Source organism: Arthrobacter sp. 01T419 (assembly GCF_056398865.1).
In genome coordinates this window covers 225,598-242,656 of sequence record NZ_JBFTQF010000002.1, presented here as the reverse complement: position 1 = coordinate 242,656, position 17,059 = coordinate 225,598, and the positions used below count along the sequence as shown (strand labels likewise).

At 64.2% G+C, this 17,059-nt stretch carries 14 protein-coding genes; 11 read left to right on the top strand and 3 right to left on the bottom strand.

Features of this window, described 5'->3' with window-relative positions; all coding sequences use genetic code 11:
• Positions 1-101 precede the first annotated feature (101 nt).
• Positions 102-1,421 (top strand): hypothetical protein, encoded by a 1,320-nt coding sequence (locus AC1DLO_RS04815; protein ID WP_476889611.1) that lies wholly within the window; start codon positions 102-104, stop codon positions 1,419-1,421.
• 27 nt (positions 1,422-1,448) lie between these two features.
• Here AC1DLO_RS04815 and AC1DLO_RS04810 read toward each other — a convergent pair whose 3' ends face one another.
• Positions 1,449-2,891 (bottom strand): PucR family transcriptional regulator, encoded by a 1,443-nt coding sequence (locus AC1DLO_RS04810; protein WP_476889438.1) that lies wholly within the window; start codon positions 2,889-2,891, stop codon positions 1,449-1,451.
• 144 nt (positions 2,892-3,035) lie between these two features.
• On the opposite strand from AC1DLO_RS04810, the gene AC1DLO_RS04805 reads away from it, so the two are divergent.
• The 3 genes from AC1DLO_RS04805 to AC1DLO_RS04795 all read left to right on the top strand — a co-directional run bounded on the left by AC1DLO_RS04805 (position 3,036) and on the right by AC1DLO_RS04795 (position 6,936).
• Positions 3,036-4,466, top strand: a complete 1,431-nt coding sequence (locus AC1DLO_RS04805; protein WP_476889437.1) for a gamma-aminobutyraldehyde dehydrogenase — start codon at positions 3,036-3,038, stop codon at positions 4,464-4,466.
• Between the two features lie 16 nt (positions 4,467-4,482).
• Positions 4,483-5,838, top strand: coding sequence for a 4-aminobutyrate--2-oxoglutarate transaminase (gabT, locus tag AC1DLO_RS04800; RefSeq protein WP_184738440.1), 1,356 nt, complete (start codon positions 4,483-4,485; stop codon positions 5,836-5,838).
• A gap of 231 nt (positions 5,839-6,069) precedes the next feature.
• Positions 6,070-6,936: a universal stress protein gene (locus AC1DLO_RS04795; protein ID WP_476889436.1), complete on the top strand. Its 867-nt coding sequence runs from the start codon at positions 6,070-6,072 to the stop codon at positions 6,934-6,936.
• 38 nt (positions 6,937-6,974) lie between these two features.
• Here AC1DLO_RS04795 and rarD read toward each other — a convergent pair whose 3' ends face one another.
• Positions 6,975-7,874: an EamA family transporter RarD gene (rarD, locus tag AC1DLO_RS04790; protein ID WP_476889610.1), complete on the bottom strand. Its 900-nt coding sequence runs from the start codon at positions 7,872-7,874 to the stop codon at positions 6,975-6,977.
• A 293-nt stretch (positions 7,875-8,167) separates the two neighbouring features.
• On the opposite strand from rarD, the gene AC1DLO_RS04785 reads away from it, so the two are divergent.
• From AC1DLO_RS04785 to AC1DLO_RS04775, 3 genes are read left to right on the top strand one after another with little or no spacing between them, the layout of a single operon-like run.
• Positions 8,168-9,601: an FAD-dependent oxidoreductase gene (locus AC1DLO_RS04785; protein WP_476889435.1), complete on the top strand. Its 1,434-nt coding sequence runs from the start codon at positions 8,168-8,170 to the stop codon at positions 9,599-9,601.
• Positions 9,602-9,632: 31 nt separating this feature from the next.
• A complete protein-coding gene (locus AC1DLO_RS04780; protein ID WP_476889434.1) occupies positions 9,633-11,078 on the top strand; it encodes an amidase in 1,446 nt (481 codons plus the stop codon).
• A gap of 37 nt (positions 11,079-11,115) precedes the next feature.
• Entirely contained in the window at positions 11,116-11,388 is a 273-nt protein-coding gene (locus tag AC1DLO_RS04775) for a hypothetical protein (protein ID WP_476889433.1), read from the top strand.
• A 32-nt stretch (positions 11,389-11,420) separates the two neighbouring features.
• Here AC1DLO_RS04775 and AC1DLO_RS04770 read toward each other — a convergent pair whose 3' ends face one another.
• Complete coding sequence (locus AC1DLO_RS04770) at positions 11,421-12,152, bottom strand: GntR family transcriptional regulator (protein WP_476889432.1); 732 nt, start codon at positions 12,150-12,152, stop codon at positions 11,421-11,423.
• Between the two features lie 168 nt (positions 12,153-12,320).
• On the opposite strand from AC1DLO_RS04770, the gene AC1DLO_RS04765 reads away from it, so the two are divergent.
• The 4 genes from AC1DLO_RS04765 to AC1DLO_RS04750 all read left to right on the top strand — a co-directional run bounded on the left by AC1DLO_RS04765 (position 12,321) and on the right by AC1DLO_RS04750 (position 17,018).
• Positions 12,321-13,733, top strand: coding sequence for an MFS transporter (locus AC1DLO_RS04765; protein WP_476889431.1), 1,413 nt, complete (start codon positions 12,321-12,323; stop codon positions 13,731-13,733).
• Entirely contained in the window at positions 13,730-14,764 is a 1,035-nt protein-coding gene (locus AC1DLO_RS04760) for an L-idonate 5-dehydrogenase (RefSeq protein WP_476889430.1), read from the top strand. The genes AC1DLO_RS04765 and AC1DLO_RS04760 overlap by 4 nt, the downstream gene beginning before the upstream one ends.
• Positions 14,765-14,832: 68 nt before the next feature.
• Entirely contained in the window at positions 14,833-16,044 is a 1,212-nt protein-coding gene (manD, locus tag AC1DLO_RS04755) for a D-mannonate dehydratase ManD (protein ID WP_476889429.1), read from the top strand.
• 47 nt (positions 16,045-16,091) lie between these two features.
• Positions 16,092-17,018: a sugar kinase gene (locus tag AC1DLO_RS04750; protein WP_476889609.1), complete on the top strand. Its 927-nt coding sequence runs from the start codon at positions 16,092-16,094 to the stop codon at positions 17,016-17,018.
• Positions 17,019-17,059 lie beyond the last annotated feature (41 nt).

Sequence of the window (17,059 nt, the reverse complement as noted above, 5' to 3'; positions counted from 1 at the left end):
GGTTTTACGGTGGCTATGCCCAGGCGGGTTATCCTACCGCCCCGGAATCATGCGGCCTTGTGAGTTCTGGCTGCGAACAAAATTTCGGGAATCTCAGAATTGTGTGGAGCCCAGCGTCGGGGGCAGTCGGTGTATGGACGCCTGGGGCCATTGGCGCAGCCTATGCCAGGTCCGGGGCTGAATCTGGCTGGCTGGGGTACCCGACCTCCCGCGAGATATGCGGGCTGAAGGCCGGCGGCTGCTACCAGATGTATCAGCGTGGAGGCATCATTTGGTCACCGGCCAGCGGTGCGCAGACGAGCGGCGGCGGCATTCGTTCTGCGTGGGCCGGTTCAGGGTTCGAAAACGGACGATTTGGCTACCCCATCACCGACGTGATCTGTGGCCAGCCAGCCTCGGGGTGCCTCCAGCAATTCCAAGGCGGCGTCATCTACTGGTCTCCCGAGACCGGCGCGCACGGTGTCATTGGAGGCATCCGTTCGCTATATGACAGCCTGGGCGGTCCTGCCGGAGGCTACCTTGGTTACCCCCTCGACAGCGAGGTATGCGGGCTGTCCGGCGGCGGGTGTTACCAGCCGTTTCAAGCAGGCCTGATCTTCTGGTCGTCGGTTACCGGGGCGCAGCCCGTCCGAGGGGGCATGAGGGCCAAGTACCAGCAAATGGGATGGCACCTGAGCTACCTTGGCTATCCTGCGTCGCCCGAAAAGTGCATCAACGGAGAATGTGCCCAAGCCTTCCAGGGCGGGTACCTGACATGGACCCCAGCCGCGAGCCTCGACTACAGGAATAGCGAGTGCACGCGGCTGAACGATGGTGGAGTGAAATACTCCTCGGGCAACGCCAACCACGTGACTTTGGTCTACACCGCCGCCTATGGCCAGTCCTACGCCGGTGTTGCGTACTGCAAGCGGGTGGCAGGATTGTACGTGACAGAATGGACGACGAACGGTTTTGTGGGAGCCAGCGGTTTCAAGCCGCCTGGGGTTCCCTCAGGTCCGACCCGCTACAACTACTCGCCCACAGGATCGTTCTCTGTCACAGAGGGATTCGGTCTGGGTAATCCAGGCACAGCTCTGCCGTACCGCACGTTGAACCCAGGTTCGCGCTGGGGTGGAAATCCGTGGACCAGCACCTACAACACGTACTTCGAGTCCAGTTCGTGGGTGGGTTATGACGAGAACATGTGGTACTTCGCAACGCGCCGACAGCATGATTACCGGCAAGGGGCCGTCATTAACTACAACCGTCCTCCGGACTCTCCGATCATCCAGGATGCCGGATTTGCCATCTTCCTGCACGAAAACAAGGTGCCTACCGCTGGATGCATTTCACTGGACGATTGGGCTGTTGTGGACTTCCTCCAAAAGTCGACGTCGGGGGACAGGATCATCATGGGCGTGGCCGCCGATATCTTCCGCTAGCCCCCCGCGGCCGGGCCTTCGGCTCGGCTAGCGCGGGTTGCGAGCTCCCAGCCTCTGCACGGCCAGGGCAAGCCACAGCTGCACCCGGTCCGGCGTCTGGGCGGGGTCGTAGCCGGTGAGGTCCGTGATTTGCGCCAGTCGGTACCGCACTGTGTTTCGGTGCAGGGTCAGGGCTTCGGCGACAGCCGCCACCGAGCCGTTGTGGTTGAGGTAGCTTTCCAGGGTCGAAACGAGCTCGGAGCCGTGGGCGGCGTCGAACTTCCGCAGGGGAGTGAGGGCCTCGCTCGCCATGTCGGCCAGCGGCACGTCCTCGCTCGCGAGCAGCAGCGAGGTCAGGCTGAGCCGCTCGGGTTCGTTGACCGGCAAGCCGTGCGCCACGGCGTCGCGCGCTTCGAAGTAGCTCCAGCGCACGCCGTTCGGCTTGGTGTAGGCACCGCCGATACCGATCACCGCGTGGATCCCGGCTTCCAAAAGATGATCACTGAGATCCTTGGCCAGCGCGCTTGCTGAACTGCCGTCGTCGGGCACCACGGTCACCAGATCCTTCCCGACGACGGCGGTCACACCGCCGTCGAGGGACTGCGGCAGCGAGGTGCTGCCGAGCTGTTTGTGGTGTGCGGCGGAGACCACCAGCAGCACCACGTTCTTTCGGGTGCTGTTGATTCCGACGCCGGCCAGACGGCGGGCGGCTTCGACCGAGTCCAGGGTTCCGTGGATGACATCGTCGAGTACTTGGCCCGCCAAAGCCCGCTGGCTTTGGCGCTGCTTGACCATGTTGTTGAGTTCCACGCTGATCAGGTTCTGCGCATAACCGACAATTCCGGTGTCGCCGAAAGGCTGCTTGATCCACAGTGTGCAGGCGTCGCGGCGGCCCGTCGGGATGGGGAAGGATGCCCAGTCCTCGGCCGTCGGTGGGGGACTGCCAGCCGCGCTGTTGTAAAGCTGGGCGCTGAATTGGGTGAGCGCGATGTCGGTCCTGAGCATGCTGCCCAACTGCTTGAGAAGTTCGCCCAGCCCGCCGCCGGTCAGTAGGGCCCGGGCGAGGATCTGGTGCCCGGCGATGAGGCGTTCCAGCTTGGAATAGTGGTCAGCGGATTGGGAATCGGCCACGAGCTTGCCGATGGCGATGAAAGGGGTCTCATAAGGGACTTCCACCAGCGGCAGGCCCCAGCGGTTCGCTTCCGCAATGAGCGCGGGAGGCACGGCCTCGTGGGTCAGCCCGGTGCCGAAGCCGATGCCGACGGCGCCCGCTCGCTGGACTTGGCGCACGAAGCGGCGCTGCTCCGCGGCCCCGTTGAGCCTGAGCCCAGTGGTCAGGATCAGCTCGCCGCCATTGAGGAAGCGCTGGGGATCCTCTTGCTCGGTCACAGCCACCCAGCGGATATCTTCGTTCCAGGTGGTTTCCGCGAGGCCGGCTTTGCGGAGCCTCAGAGAGTGGACGGCGACGAGCGCGGCGAGTGACATTGCCATGCAAAAAAGGATATCCCGGCACTGGTCATTCGCACTAAGTCGAGGGAGCCTGGGTGTGCACCTGACTATTCCGCGCTGCCGGGCGCTGACATAGGCTCGGAGCAGCTGCAACCAATGCCTAGACACCGAAAGAGGTTGTACACCGTGGTCCAAACCTTGCAGAACTTCATCAACGGCGAGTTCGTCACGCCCGCAGGCACCGAACTGCTCGATATCGTGAACCCCACCAACGGGGAGATTGTCGCTCATGCGCCTATCTCTACGGCGGCCGACGTCGATGCTGCCATGAATGCAGCGAAGGAAGCCTTCAAGTCTTGGAAGCATGTCACGCCGGGCCAGCGCCAGCTCATGCTGCTCAAGCTCGCTGACGCCATTGAAGCCAACAGCGACGAGCTCGTTGAGGCCCAGCACCGCAACACTGGCCAGGTCCGCGCCCTCATCGCCTCCGAGGAAGTTGCCGCTGGCGCAGACCAGCTCCGCTTCTTCGCAGGCGCCGCTCGCATCATGGAAGGCAAGTCCGCCGGCGAGTACTTCGAGGGACACACTTCGTACGTCCGCCGCGAACCGATCGGCGTCGTGGCCCAGGTTGCACCGTGGAACTACCCGTTCCTCATGGGCATCTGGAAGATCGGCCCCGCCCTCGCCGCAGGAAACACCGTGGTTCTTAAGCCCTCCGACACCACTCCGGAATCCACCTTGGTCCTGGCCCGTCTGGCAGGGGAGATCTTCCCGGCCGGCGTTCTCAACGTGGTCCTTGGCGACGGGGCTACGGGCGCCATGATGGTCGAGCACAAGGTCCCGGGCCTCGTCTCGATCACCGGCTCCGTACGCGCCGGCATTGCCGTGGCCAGCGGAGCGGCCAAGGGCCTCAAGCGTGCCCACCTGGAGCTCGGCGGCAAGGCCCCGGCCATCGTCTTCAAGGACGCCGACATCAAGAAGAGCGCCGCGGCCATCGCGGAGTTCGCCTTCTTCAACGCCGGCCAGGACTGCACGGCCATCACCCGCGTGCTGATTGAAGATTCCATTCACGACGACATGGTTGCCGCGATGGTGGAGCACACCAAGACGCTGCACACCGGTTCGCAGAACGACGACGAAAACTACTTCGGTCCGCTCAACAACGTGAACCACTTCAACGCCGTGAACTCGGTGGTGGAGCACCTGCCGGCCAACTGCAAGATCGAAACCGGCGGCCACCGTGCGGGTGACAAGGGATTCTTCTTCGAGCCCACCATCATCACCGGCGCCAAGCAGAGCGACGACGTCGTCCAGAAGGAAACTTTCGGACCAGTCATCACGGTCCAGAAGTTCACCACCGAGGCCGAGGCGCTCGAGCTGGCCAACGACGTCGAATACGCTTTGGCCTCCAGCGTCTGGACCACGGACCACGGCACGGCCATGCGGATGAGCCGCGACCTGGACTTCGGTGCGGTCTGGATCAACACCCACATCCTGCTGACAGCTGAGATGCCGCACGGCGGTTTCAAGCAGTCCGGTTACGGCAAGGACCTGTCCATGTACGGCGTCGAGGACTACACGCGCATCAAGCACGTCATGTCTGCGCTGGACGCGTAAGAAAGAAAGAACCATCATGACCGCAACAGCACACGAACTCTCCTACCGCCTGGACCAGAAGCGCAGCATCAACGGCGCCTTCCCCGGCCCCAAGTCCCAGGCCCTGAACGAGCGCCGCGCGGCCGTCGTCGCTGCCGGCGTCTCCTCGGGCGTTCCCGTCTACGTTGAGGACGCCGACGGCGGCATCATCCGCGACGTCGACGGCAACTCCTTCATCGACCTCGGCTCGGGCATCGCCGTGACCAGCGTGGGCGCCTCGGATCCCGCCGTCGTCGCCGCCGTCCAGGACGCTGCAGCGCACTTCACCCACACCTGCTTCATGGTCACCCCGTACGAGGGCTACGTCGCCGTCGCCGAGCAGCTGAACCGCCTCACCCCGGGCGACCACGAGAAGCGCACCGTGCTTTTCAACTCCGGTGCCGAAGCAGTGGAGAACGCCGTCAAGGTGGCACGCCTGGCCACCGGCCGTGACGCCGTGGTCGCTTTCGACCACGCCTACCACGGCCGCACCAACCTCACCATGGCACTCACCGCCAAGGCCATGCCCTACAAGACCAACTTCGGCCCGTTCGCGCCTGAGGTCTACCGCATGCCGATGAGCTACCCGTTCCGCGAGGAAAACCCGGAGATCACCGGTGCCGAGGCCGCGAAGCGGGCCATCACCATGATCGAGAAGCAGATCGGGGGCGACCAGGTTGCCGCGATCATCATCGAACCGATCCAGGGCGAGGGCGGCTTCATCGTCCCGGCCGAAGGCTTCCTGCCGGCACTGTCCGCATGGGCCAAGGAAAAGGGCATCGTCTTCATTGCCGACGAGGTCCAGTCCGGCTTCTGCCGCACGGGTGAATGGTTTGCCGTCAACCACGAAGGCGTTGTCCCGGACATCATCACCATGGCCAAGGGGATCGCCGGCGGCCTCCCGCTGTCCGCCATCACCGGCCGTGCAGACCTGCTCGACGCCGTCCACCCAGGCGGCCTCGGCGGCACCTACGGCGGCAACCCGGTTGCTTGTGCAGCTGCGCTTGCTGCCATCGGCACCATGGAGGAGCACGACCTCAACGGCCGTGCCCGCCACATCGAGGAAATCGCCCTCGGCCGCTTGCGCGAGCTCGCTTCGGAACTCCCAGTTATCGGTGACGTCCGTGGACGCGGTGCCATGCTGGCGATCGAACTGGTCCAGGCCGGCTCCAAGGAACCGAACGCCGAACTGACCAAGGCCGTGGCTGCCGCGTGTCTCCAGGAAGGCGTCATCATCCTGACCTGCGGTACCTACGGCAACGTGATCCGTCTGCTGCCGCCGCTGGTCATCAGCGACGAACTGCTCCTTGACGGACTCGAGGTCCTGGCCGCGGCCATCAAGGCCAACGCCTAACCACAAGGCCAGCGCCTAGCCGAAACCCAGGTGGACATGCCCACCTCTGCGTGCCAAGGATGGACATAGTGTGACTATGTCCATCCTTGGCATTTAAGAACGGGCATGTCCGGGTATGGGAAGCTCTTTCCGCAGGTAGAGTCGTGCCTAGCTAGCGAATCCAGACCGGCCAACGTTGCCCGGATTCCCCGGACGGGCCCTGGAATTCGCCGTCGACAAAGGGGTCTTCACATGCGATATGTAGTTGGCTACACGCCGAATGAACGCGGCGCGGACGCTGTTGCCCTGGCCTCGTCCCTGGCCCGCGCGCAGGACGCAGTGCTGGACCTTGTGTATGTCGTGGACGCGCATACCCCCTACTCGGGTTTGTACCCCGAAAGTTCTGGCGCAACTCCCGCTGAACAGGCCGTCCTGACCGCGCACGCCCAGAGCCTCGCGCTAGTGCCCGACGACGTTGAGGCCACCTTCCGGGCGGTGCCTGCTGAATCGTTCGCTTCAGGGCTGATCCAGGCCGCCGGGATCGACGCCGGACTGATTGTGGTAGGTGCGTCGAGCAATGGGCTGTTCAAGAGGTTCACGGTAGGCAGCGTGGCCAACGGGCTGCTGCATGCTTCGCCCGTTCCGGTGGCCCTGGCGCCGCGCGGATTCAACCGCACTGAGCCCGTCACCCGGTTCACCTTGGCCACGGGGCAGCGCTCCGGGGCTGACGCTGCGATCGCCACCGCCATCGGCGCAGCCAACCGCCGTGGCGTGCCGCTGCGGCTCGTGTCGCTGGTAACGCTCGACGCCGGCACCGACGAAGGCGGAGAAGCCACCAATGCGGCTCATCGCCACGCCAACACTGTCCTGAGCGATGCTGCTTCCCGCCTGCCGCAAGGGCACGACGTGACGGTAGAGGTGGCCCACGGCCGAAGCATCGAAGAAGCGATCGACAGCTTGGAGTGGATCGACGGCGAAGTGGTCATCATCGGCTCATCGCGCCTGGCGGAAAGAAGCAAATTGTTCATGGGCAGCACCGCCAACAAGATCCTCCGGGCGCTGCCGGTGCCTATGGTGGTGGTTCCGCGGGACTACGAGCGCGCGGACTCGATGCCGTAAGCGGCCTCTGACGTTCGAGGGAAGCGTCGCAAAAATGGTTAGGCCGCGCTGAGCCGTGCCCTCTTCCTCATGACCGAGTTCTTGCGTGCGGTGCGCAGCATGTCGACGGTCAGGACCAACAGGGCCAGCCATACAATGCCGAAGCCCACCCAGCGATCAGGCGTCATGGCTTCGTGGAAGACGGCCAGGGCCACGATGAACTGGAGGATCGGAGCGAAGTACTGCAGCAGGCCGATGGTGGTCATGGGAAGGCGGCGTGCGGAGGCACCGAAGAACAGGAGCGGCACGGCGGTGATGATGCCCGAGGCCGCCAGGAGCCAGAAGTGGCCCGGGCCGTCGCTTCCCAAGGTTGCGGCCCCGGTGAGGCCGAGGACAATCATGGTGGCGCCGGCGATCGGGGCGAGCACCACGGTCTCCACGGTGAGGCTTGTGATGGCATTGACCTTCGGCCCCACGCGCTTCTTCACGAAACCGTAGAGCCCAAAGCTGAAGGCCAGGACCAACGCGATCCACGGCAGCTTGCCATACGAAACGGTCAGCACACCGACGGCGATGAAGCCGATTCCGACGGCGGCCCACTGGAGCGGGCGGAGTGTTTCCTTCAGGACGAAGACACCAAGGAGCACCGACACGAGCGGGTTGATGAAGTAGCCGAGCGAGGCCTCGACGGCGTGTCCTGTGGTGACCCCGAAGGTGTAGGTGAGCCAGTTGATGGCGATCAGTCCGGCAGCCAGGGCGAGCGGTCCAAGGACGGCCCGGTCCCTGAAAGCGGTGCCCAGGAGGCGCCATGTCCGGGTGATGGTGATCAGCAGGGCACAGAAGATGAGGGACCACACCACGCGGTTCGCGACGATTTCCACGGCTCCGGCGGGCTGCAACACCAAGAAGTAGAGCGGAAGCAAGCCCCACAATCCGTAAGCCCCGATGCCGAAGACCACACCCGCCGTCGTCTCACTCTTTGCACTCTTTGCTTCAGCAGCGGCGGATGCTGTTGCGTTCGGAGCGTTTGCGGACAGGGCGGGCGCGGTTTGCTCGGGCGTAGACACAATGTCAAGAACACCACATGTTGCGAAGGTATTCCTGACCGTACGGCCGGAAAGTTTGTGTGAGTTTCCTCGCCCAACCGTGTCACTCCTGCCACCCGCTGACAATCCGGAGGCAACGGAGAACTAGAATTGGAAACTGCGCGCCCCACCACGCGGGGCGGATTCCCGTCTCAGAAGGGTTCACGGTGTCCAACTCGGCCGAAACCACCTCACAACGTCCATTGCGCGTCGCCATTGTCGGCGCAGGACCGGCCGGCGTGTATGCCGCGGACATCCTGACCAAATCCAACGAGGTCAAGGATGGCGACGTCGAGGTCAGCATCGACCTTTTCGAGGCATACCCCGCGCCGTACGGCCTGATTCGCTATGGCGTGGCGCCGGACCACCCCCGCATCAAGGGCATCGTCAACGCGCTCCACAAGGTCCTGGACCGCGGCGACATCCGCTTCCTCGGTAACGTCACCTACGGCCGCGACCTCACTTTGCACGACTTCCGCTCTTTCTATGACGCAGTGATCTTCTCCACGGGTGCCATCAAGGACGCGGAGCTGGATATCCCCGGCATCGAACTGAAGGGATCCTTCGGCGGGGCCGACTTCGTGTCCTGGTATGACGGACACCCGGACGTGCCCCGCGAATGGCCGCTGGATGCCAAGGAAGTAGCAGTCATCGGCAACGGCAACGTGGCGTTGGACGTAGCCCGCATGCTCTCCAAGCACGCGGACGACCTCCTGGTGACCGAAATCCCGGACAACGTCTACGCCGCCCTCAAGGCCTCTCCGGTGACGGATGTGCACGTCTTCGGACGCCGCGGCCCGGCACAGATCAAGTTCACCCCGCTGGAACTGCGCGAGCTCTCACATTCCAATGACGTGGACATTGTGCTGTACCCGGAGGATTTCGAGTTTGATGAAGCCTCCGATGAGGCCATCCGCAGCAACAACCAGATCAAGACCATGGTCAACACGCTGACCAATTGGCTCGTCGAGGAACATGCCGAAGCCGAGCAGCCCTCGTCCCGCCGGCTGCACCTGCACTTCCTGCACAGCCCGGTGGAAATCGTGTCGGAAGACGGCTCCGGAAAAGTCTCCAGCATCAAATTCGAGCGCATGCAGCTGGACGGCACGGGCAACGTCAAGGGCACCGGCGAGTTCGTGGACTATCCCATCCAGGCCGTCTACCGCGCCATCGGCTACCACGGTTCCCCGCTGGACGAGCTTGAGTACGATGCCCGCCGCGGGGTCATCCCGAACGACGGCGGCCGGGTGCTGGACGCCGACGGCAAGCCGGTACCCGGAATCTACGCCACGGGCTGGATCAAGCGTGGACCCGTCGGCCTCATCGGGCACACCAAGGGCGATGCCTTGGAGACCATCGGTTGCCTGTTGGAAGACCGCCTCACGCTGCCCCCGGCCGAAAATCCGGACCCGCAGGCCATCATCGACCTCCTCGAAGAGCGGGGCATCGAGTACACCACCTGGGAAGGCTGGAACAAGCTCGATGCGCACGAAGTAGCCCTCGGTGCCGCTTGGACCGCAGAAAACCCGGATGCCGGCGTCGTACGCGAACGCATCAAGGTGGTCCCGCGCGAGGACATGATCGAGATCTCGCGCGGCTAGCGGCCCGCGACGCCCGGTCCTAAAATGAGCCATGGACGAGGAGCTCCGCTGGACAGACGCCGTCGGGCAGGCAGAACTGGTGCGGAGCGGTGCGATTTCGCCCAATGAACTTCTCGACGCCGGCCGCGACCGCATCCGGGAGATCGATCCGGTTCTGCATTGCATCGTCGCGCACTTGGAACCTGGAGCAGAAGGCCCGGCGGACGACTCCGAAACTGACGCGCCGTTTCCCGGGGTTCCGTTCCTGGTGAAAGACCTGTCCCTGGAGATCGCCGGGGCGCCCTTCACCGAAGGCTCGCGTTGGTTGAAGGACAACGTCTCGAGCCATGACCAAGAGCTTGTGCGTCGGTACCGCCAAGCCGGCCTTGCCATCCTGGGGAAGACCAACACACCGGAATTCGGGCTCAGCCCGCACTGCGAGCCGGTGCTGCATGGTGCCACCCGGAACCCTTGGAACCTATCGCTTTCCACAAGTGGCTCCAGCGGCGGGTCCGCCGCCGCCGTCGCCTCCGGAATGGTTCCCATGGCGCATGGGAACGACCTTGGCGGATCCCTTCGCTACCCAGCCGCGTGGTGTGGGGTTTTCGGGTTCAAACCGACGCGCGGACGGGTCCCCATGGGCCCCGAGTATGGTGACGTGGCCGGGGGCTTCGCCGTGGAACATGCGCTGACCCGGAGCGTGCGCGATTCGGCGGCACTACTCGACGCGACGGCCGGCCAGGCGCTCGGTGATCCATATTGGGCGCCTCCGCAGGCACGGCCCTTCCTGCTTGAAACCGGTACTGTTCCTGGAAAGCTCCGCATCGCAGCAACCGCGACGCCCAACTCGGGGCAGCACGTGCATCCGGACTACCTGAGGGTGTTCGAGGAAACCGTGGAATTGCTCGCTGGACTGGGCCACAGCGTCACAGAAGCTCACCCCGAGAGCCTGGGGCGGGCCGGGCACCGGGCGGTCAGGGCTGTCTACGGAGGCGCGATCGCGTGGATCGAGGCGTACTGGACGCAGAGGATGGGCAGGCCGCCGGAAGCCGGTGAGATCGAGCCGTTCACCGCAGCCAATCTTGAGCGCTCGCGGGCCGTGACAGGCGGGCAATACCTCCTTGGCATGCAGGAATTGCAGCGCTTCAGCCGTCGTCTGGCTGGATTCTTCGAGGAATTCGACGCCTGGATGACTCCCACGGTCGGCTGGCCGCCGCTGCCTCTCGGCACGCTCGTCGGAACCGAGGAAGAACCGTTGCGTGGGGAGCGCGAAGCCGGCCGCTTCCTCATGTTCGATGGTGAATACGCCAACATCTCAGGCAACCCGGCCATGTCAGTGCCCCTCGGAGTCGATTCGACCGGGCTGCCGGTGGGTATGTCTTTCCTTGGCCGGTTCGGGGATGAGGCCACGCTGTTCCGGCTGGCGGGACAACTGGAGAATGCCGCACCGTGGGCGGACCGCAAGCCCGAAGCCCTCGCGCGGGCGTTGTCGGCGTAGTTGTGAACGCGAAGTGAGACGGGAGAAAAGAATGTTCATGGGCGTCTACCATTTCGACGGGGATCCCGGCCAGCTTCTGGAAGGCCACAAACGCATGGTGGATCTCCTGCCGCCCGGCGTGCTGAAGATCCATGTATGCCTTTCCACCGAGGGTGGGATCTCGGTGTACGACACTTGCCCGGATCGCGCGACGTTTGATCGCTTCAGTCGTGGCCATGGTTTTGCGGAGCTCGTCGCCGAGGCCGGGCTGCCTGTGCCCCGGATCGAAGCGTTGGGCGAGGTTGAGGCGTACGCATTCCACCCGGAGTGACTTCGCCACCAGGTCTCGTTGCGATGTGGGCCTTATGCCAGCCGGGCGATGCTCCGCCTGATGGGACGGGGCACGGTGCCGTCGGAGAAGAGCTCGGGCGTGGCGGCTTGGATGCGCTTGACGTCGTCGAAAACGCCCCGTAAGTGGATGCGCAGTGAATCGTCGGCTCCGGCGGGATTGTTGGCCTCCAGGGCATCGACGATCGCCGTGTGTTGCTCAATCAATGTGGAAACTGGCCGGGTGTCGATGAGGCTCAGCCGCCGTGCGCGGTCCAAATGCGCCTTGGCGGAATTCACCGCGGTCCATGCAGTTTCATGGCCGGCCAGGCGGAGCAATTCGCGGTGGAAGTCCTCGTCCAGCCGGAAGAATTCGTCAACGTCGCCGGCGGCTTCGGCGTCCCACTGATCTGTGAGTATTTCGCGCAGCCCTGCAATCCCTTCGCTATCTACTGCTGCGTCCCTCAGGGAGGCGCATTCAATGGCTTCCCTGACGAACTGGGCCTCGGCGACTCTGCCGAGGTCCACCAGGGAGACGAAAGAGCCAATCTGCGGAAAGACCTGGACCAAGCCTTCTTCGCGCAACAGAATCAGGCTTTCCCTGACCGGAGTCCTGCTGACCCCTAGCTCCTGGGCCAGTTCGTTTTCGGACAGTGGCTCTCCGGGCGGCAGTTCGAGGGAAATGATCCGACGCCGGAGGGTGTCCAGGGTCTGGTCACGCACCGAAAGCCTGGGCGCCTGTTCACTTGCTGGTTTCTTGGTAGCCACTCGTCCAGTCTAATGTCCGTTGACAGACTAGAATGGTAGTGCTTGTATGGTAGTAACCAAGCAGCCCAACAAAACTTCCCAAGGCCTCGCCACAAGGGCGTTAACGGGCTGGCACCTTTCCTAAGAACTCTCCGATTCCACTTTTCATCGCCTGCAAAGGAGCAATTGATGACCGAGAGCATCGCCCCACCCACGGCCAAGCCAGGCACCAGAAGCACTGGCGACCTCGCCAAGGTTGCCGTTTCCGGTTGGCTCGGCACAGCCATGGAATTCATGGACTTCCAGCTCTACTCCCTGGCTGCGGCCATCGTCTTCAACAAGATCTTCTTCCCCGAGGTGAGTCCAGTCATCGGCTTGATCGCCGCGATGGCGACCTACGGCGTCGGGTACGTCGCGCGTCTTGTCGGCGCCATCTACTTCGGCCGCATGGGGGATCGGATCGGCCGCAAGAAGGTCCTGTTCATCACCATCGCGCTCATGGGTGCGTCCACCACCCTGATCGGCGTGCTCCCCACCTACGCGATGATCGGTATTTGGGCACCCATCTTGCTCGTCGCGCTGCGCCTCATCCAAGGGTTTGGCGCCGGCGCCGAAATTGCCGGCGCAACGGTGATGCTCGCCGAATACGCGTCCGCCCGCCGTCGCGGCCTGATCTCTTCGCTCGTATGCCTCGGAACCAACTCCGGCACGCTCGGCGCTTCGGCGCTTTGGGCGATCCTCGTCGCAGCCCTACCCCAAGATCAGTTGCTCAGCTGGGGCTGGCGCATTCCGTTCCTGGCCAGTTTCGTGCTGATGATCTTCGCTGTTTGGATCCGCCGCTCCCTCAAAGAAAGCCCGGTGTTCGAGGAGCGCGCCGACGTCGTCGACGGGGTAGCCCTTTCCAAGCAGGACATCGCGTCCAAGCAAGACGCCGCCCGTGAAACCAAAGGCAACGCAAAGACTCCGGCCACCAGCACCATTGAGGCCGCGCTGCACCAGCGCAAGGGCAAGGCTTTCCTGATCACGCTTGGCCTCCGTTTCGGCCAGGCTGGCAACTCCGGCCTCGTCCAGACATTCCTCGTCGGTTATCTCGCCACCGTTCTTCTGGTGGACAAAAGCGTCGGCACCACGGCCATCGTTTACGGTTCGCTGCTGGGCTTCGTGACCATCCCCGTCATGGGACTCCTGGGCGACCGCTTCGGCCGGAAACCCCTTTACCTGACCCTGAGCGCCTTGACTGCCTTGTTCGCCATCCCCATGATGCTGATGATCACGAGCGGCAACACCGGCCTCATCACCGTTGCCATGGTCGTAGGACTGAACCTGGGCGTCCTCAGCCTCTTCGCCATGGAGAGCGTCACCATGGCCGAGTTCTTCGGAGCCCGCACCCGCTTCACACAGTTGGCCTTGGCCAAGGAGATCGGCGGCATCCTCGCCACAGCCATCGGCCCCCTGTTGGCGGCAACGCTCACTGCAATCACCGGCCACTGGTGGCCGCTGGCGGCAATGCTCATAGGTTACTCGCTGATCACCCTGCTGTCGGCCGCCGTCGGGCCTGAAGTCCGCGGCCGCGACATGGTCCGTTTGGAAGACGCCGTATGAAAGCGGTGGTGGTCCACGGGGCCAACGACCTTCGCCTCGATGAGCGGCCGGAACCTGTCGCGGGTCCTGGAGAAGTGGTGCTCGACGTCGAGTGGGGCGGGATCTGTGGCTCGGACCTCTCCTACTGGAAGCACGGGGCATCCGGAACCGCGACGCTCACGTCGCCGCTCGTCCTGGGCCATGAGATTGCCGGACGCATCGCCCAGATGGGCCCCGGCGTCGAGAATTTCGACGTCGGCCAGCCGGTCACCGTTCATCCCGCGGAACTGGTAGGCGACGGCGTCTTGCCGGAGCGTTTGGCCGGCCGCACCAACCTGTATCCGCATGTCCGGTACTTCGGCTCGGCCGCCTTTGACCCGCACACGGACGGTGGCTTCAGCGAGCGGAAGCGTGTCCGGGCGTCACAGCTCCGGCCGCTGCCCGACGGCGTCGACACCTTGCGCGGGGCACTCGCGGAACCGCTCGCCGTCGCCATGCATGCGGTGAGCAGGGCAGGTTCGCTCGCGGGGCGGGACGTGCTGGTGAACGGTGCAGGCCCGATCGGTTCCCTGCTGATCGCCGCTGCCAAGTATGCGGGCGCCAGGACAGTAGTCGCGGCGGACATCAGCGACGCTTCGCTCCGGGTCGCGAAAGCCATGGGGGCCGACGACGTGCGCAACGTTGCCCGCGGCGGCTCGCTGCCCGACGACATCGAGCTTGTTTTCGAAGCCACCGGTATTCCCGCTGTGCTGGGCCAGGTTCTTCGCGCCACCGCGCGTGGTGGAACCATCGTCCAAGTGGGCAATCTTCCGGGCGCCCCGAGCCCTTCGGCTATTGGTGACCTGGTGACGGGCGAAATCACCTGGGTTGGCTCCTACCGCTTCGTGGATGAGATCAGCGATGCCCTCGTGGCCATGGCCAACGGCCTGGACGTCTCACCCGTCATCACCCACAAATTCGGCATTGACCAAGCCGCCGAAGCCATGAGGGTGTCGGCCGACCCGGCATCCGGCAGCAGCAAAGTCATGCTGCAGCTGAGCCGACCAAACTAACCCGCAGTAGGTGTCGTTTTGAGGGCTCAAAACGACACCTACTGCCAGCTACGCAAAGGACCAAAGCAGTGAAGATCACCGACGCACGGGTAGTGGTTTCGTCTCCGGGACGAAACTACGTCACGCTCGTTATCGAAACCGAGGACGGCATCACCGGCATCGGCGATGCCACCCTCAACGGCCGCGAGCTGGCCGTGGCGTCCTACCTGTCCGAGCACCTCTGCCCGCTGCTGATCGGCCGCGACGCACGCCGCATCGAGGACACCTGGCAGTACTTTTACAAGGGTGCGTACTGGCGCCGCGGCCCGGTGACCATGACGGCGATCGCAGCCATCGACGTCGCGCTCTGGGACATCAAGGGCAAGGCTGCCGGCATGCCGGTGTATGAACTCCTGGGCGGCGCGGCGCGCGAAGGCGTGATGGTCTACGGCCACGCCAGCGGCTCGACGCTGGAGGACCTCAGCGCCGACTTCCAGCATCACCTCGATCTCGGCTACAAGGCAATCCGTGCCCAGGCGGCGATTCCCGGCCTGGACAAGACGTACGGGATCGCGCCGGTGGACGGCAAAACCTACGAGCCGGCGAGCGGCAACGTCCCCCAGGAAGACACGTGGGAGACCACGGCGTACCTGGACTTTGCGCCGAAGATGATGGCACATGTCCGTGAGCAGTTCGGCTACGGCGTGCACGTCCTCCACGACGTCCACCACCGGCTGACGCCCATCGAGGCTGGAAGGCTGGGAGCCTCGCTGGAGCAATACCGCCCGTTCTGGATCGAGGATCCGACGCCGGCGGAAGACCAGTCCGCATTCCGGCTGATCCGCCAACACACGACGACGCCGATCGCCGTCGGGGAGGTCTTCAACTCCATCTGGGATTGCCAGCAGCTCATCACGGAACGCCTCATCGATTACATCCGCACTTCCGTTTCGCACGCCGGGGGCATCACGCACTTGCGCCGCATTTTCTCCCTTGCGGACCTTTACGGCGTCCGCTCCGGCTCGCATGGTGCCGGTGACCTTTCGCCGGTCTCCTTCGCCGCAGCGCTTCACGTGGACATGAGCATTCCCAACTTTGGCGTCCAGGAATATATGGGCCACAGGGACCCGGCAGGCGAGGTGTTCAAGACGTCCTACACCTTCACAGACGGCTATATGCATCCCGGCGACGCCCCGGGCCTCGGGGTGGAATTTGACGAGGAAGCAGCGTTAACGTTCTCCTTCGATCCGAAATATCTGCCTGTCAACCGCCGCCTCGACGGGTCGGTGCATGACTGGTGAACGCCGTGACTGAACGTTTCCAAAGGCAGCCGTTCGACGTCGTCGTGATGGGCGAAATCCTTCTAGAGGTCGCCACGGACGTTCCCTTTGCCCATGGCGTCCCTGCGCAGCTTGGCATCTCCGGGGACGCCCTGAATGTCGCGGCGTCAGCCGCAGCGGCGGGCGCCCGCGTCGGGCTGCTATCCGTAGTGAGCGACGACGAGCTCGGCCAAGCGATTGCCGCCAGGATCCGGGAACTTGGCATTTCCACGGAACTGCTGAAGTTCAGGCGCGGCCAGCAAGGCGTGTACTTGATGCACTGCGACCCCGACGGCCAGCGGGAATTCTCCTATGCCCGCCGCGGCAGCGTTGGATCCACGCTCAGCCCCGACGACGTCGATCCCGCCGTGTTTTCGGACGCCGGTGCAGTGGTGGCGGGCGGGATCGCCTGCGCTATTTCCAGCACATCGCGTGCGGCCGTTGTCACAGCGGCGAGACTTTCGCCCCGCTTTGTGTTCGACCCCAACTTCCGGTCGCGGTTGACCTCCGTGGAGGACGCGACGGCGGTCCTCACCGAACTGGCGCCCCAAGCGTTCCTCGTGACTCCCTCGTTCCCTGGGGAAACCTCGGCGCTCTTGGGTTCTGGGTCCGCTGAGGAAGCCGTTGAGAAGCTTCGAGGGCTCGGCGCCGCGAACGTGGCGGTGACGTGTGGGTCCGACGGCATTCAACTGGGGAGCGCCGCCGACTCAGTGTGGGTTGACGCGATACCGGCGCCCGCCGTCGTGGACCAGACCGGTGCCGGGGACGCCTTCGTGGGAACTACAACCGCGCGAATGGTGCTGGGCGATGAGCTGACGACGGCGGTCCGCTACGGTGCCGCGGCGGCCTCGCTCGTGGTGGGCGGCAAGGGCGGCACCGGGTTCGTGCCGACGTTTGAGCAGACGAAGGCACATGCGGCCTCATCTGGCGAAGGAGAGCTGACATCGCACGCCTAAGCTACGACGCGCTCGCCTCCCGCGAAGGTTCCCAGCCGCTG